The sequence below is a fragment of the Methylobacterium sp. J-001 genome, from assembly GCF_022829565.1.
In the GTDB taxonomy this organism is placed as follows: Bacteria; Pseudomonadota; Alphaproteobacteria; order Rhizobiales; family Beijerinckiaceae; genus Methylobacterium.
Map to the genome: position 1 here is coordinate 1 of NZ_JAKSYN010000087.1, position 2,099 is coordinate 2,099.

Genomic DNA, 2,099 nt, shown 5'->3' on the forward strand with positions numbered 1-2,099 from the left:
CTGTGTTGAAGGTCAAGTCTCGAGGGGCTGCCAGGGCGTGCGGTCGCGGACGATGGCGTTGAGCGTCACCAGGGGCTTTCGCATCACTGCCACGAGGGCGACCTTCCTCAGCCGGCCACGCCCAGTGAGCCGCTCGTAGAAGGGCCAGAACGGAGAGTTTCGCCGGATTGCAGTCAGCGCAGCCATGTACAGTACGCCTCGCACAGATGTTCGCCCACCCGCGATGGATCGCCGGCCCCGCATCAGGCCAGAGTCGCGGTTGATTGGAGCGATGCCGACAAGAGCCGCGAGCTGGTGGCGACCGATAGTGCCCAGTTCAGGCAGCCGAGCCAGAAGCGTGCGCGCGGTGACGTCTCCAACTCCGGGAACGGATTTGGGCAACGCCTCAGTCTCGCACCAAACGGGAGAGGCCTTGATGGTTTGGCCGATATCCCCATCGAGCACGACGAGCTCTTTTTCCAGGACGGCGATGTGGCGGCTAAGCCGCCGGCTCAGCTGCTTGTCCACGGCTTGATCGCGGCGGTTGGTCTCCATGTTGATCATCCCGATGATCTGCCGCCGCCGGCTCACGAGCTCGGCGATGTGCCGTCTCTCCGGTTCCGGCAAAGGCCTGACCGGTTGTCTGATGCGTTCGGCGAAGAGGGCGATCACCTCGGCGTCGAGCGTGTGTGTCTTTGCCAACCGGCCCATGGCTCTGGCGAAGTCGCGGATCTGGCACGGGTTGACGATGCAGAGCGGCAGCCCGGCTGCGGCGAGTGCTGCAGCTACGCTCGCCTCGAAGCCGCCAGTGGCTTCCAGGACGACGAGGGCAACCGGGAGGCTGGTGAAGCGGCGCGCGAAAGCTTCAAGCCCCTTCGCGTCCCGAGGAACATGGAAGGCCTCGTCCAACGGCCTGAGATAAACGTCGAGACGGTCTTTGGACACGTCGATGCCAACGAAGATGGTCGGTTGTTCGTCCATGACCCTACCTTGCAAATGCGGGCTCGGGCCCGAGCGGCTGTCCGGGTTCGGGACTGTGGCGGTGAGGGCCGCACCTTGCTCTGTCGCTGGCTTGAGAGCCCCAGACGGACACAGGCTGACCCTCACCGTGTAACCTCGCTGGCTTCGCGCCAGCGGGCAACTTCAAGATACAAGGCGGTCCGTCGGGCAATCCAAGCTCGTCAAGAGAGCGTGAGGGCCGCCGCCCAACGACACGGGATCAGCCCGACCACCGTGCAGAAGTGGCGTTCGCGCCCAACCAGCACGGACGCGCGCATGGGACCGAAGGAGCCGCGCTCCAGCGTGCTGAGCGTGGAGGACGAGGCGGTTGTCGTCGCCTTCCGGCGGCATACGCTACTATTCCGGTAATTGCGCCCGTTGTGCGTGCGGTGCTCGACGAAATCGTAGGACCAGACGTGATCGGGACGCTTGGGCCGTAAGCGAAGGCAGGAGCCGTCGTTGAGCCAAAGGCGTGCCCGTTTAAGCTGGCGAGCTGGGACCTTGAACCCTTCGCGCCGCCAGATCCGTTCGACGCGCTTCACGTTCACCGTCCAGCCGTCACGTCGGAGCAGGGCCGTGATCCGACGGTAGCCGTAGCGTCCATACTGCAGCGCCAGGGCGACGATGGCGCCCGTCAAAGCAGCTTCGTCCTCGGTCAGGACGGCGACCTTGCGCTGGGTCGAACGATATTGGCCCAGGACACGGCAAGCGAAGCGTTCGGACACACCGTGCTCGGCAACGACGAAGTCGACACATGCCCGGCGGCGAGCCGGGCTCAGAAGTTTCCCGAGGCGGCTTCCTTCAGAATCAGCTTCTCCAAGGTCAGGTCGGAGATCGCTCGACGGAGGCGCTGGTTCTCTGTCTCCAGAGACTTCAGCCGCTTGACCTGGTCGCCCTTCAGAACGCCGTACTCGGAACGCCAGCGGTAATACGTGACTTCTGTCACCTCGATGGATCGAATTGCTTCGGCGACCTTACGGCCCTGCGAGACCAGGACATCGACCTGGCGCAGTTTGGAGACCATCTCTTCAGCCGTAGGCTTCTTCCGTCCCATGACGACATCCTCCACATGGCCCAAAGCCATACTTCAAGGAGCACCGCTTTTATGGAGGCAGGCCAGT

General features: G+C 63.8%; 1 protein-coding gene and 2 pseudogenes. 1 reads left to right on the forward strand and 2 read right to left on the reverse strand.

The window, feature by feature from the left end; all coding sequences use genetic code 11:
* Positions 1-12 precede the first annotated feature (12 nt).
* A complete protein-coding gene (locus MKK65_RS09345; protein WP_243957228.1) occupies positions 13-960 on the reverse strand; it encodes an IS110 family transposase in 948 nt (315 codons plus the stop codon).
* A 210-nt stretch (positions 961-1,170) separates the two neighbouring features.
* Here MKK65_RS09345 and MKK65_RS31540 point away from each other — a divergent pair.
* Positions 1,171-1,338, forward strand: a pseudogene (locus MKK65_RS31540) (hypothetical protein); the annotation flags it as partial.
* 2 nt (positions 1,339-1,340) lie between these two features.
* Here MKK65_RS31540 and MKK65_RS09350 read toward each other — a convergent pair.
* Positions 1,341-2,032 (reverse strand): annotated as a pseudogene (locus MKK65_RS09350) (IS3 family transposase); the annotation flags it as partial.
* Positions 2,033-2,099 lie beyond the last annotated feature (67 nt).

Coding starts and splice junctions, on each gene's coding strand:
- MKK65_RS09345 (WP_243957228.1), bottom strand. CDS start 960: ATGGACGAACAACCGACCATCTTCGTTGGCATCGACGTGTCCAAAGAC.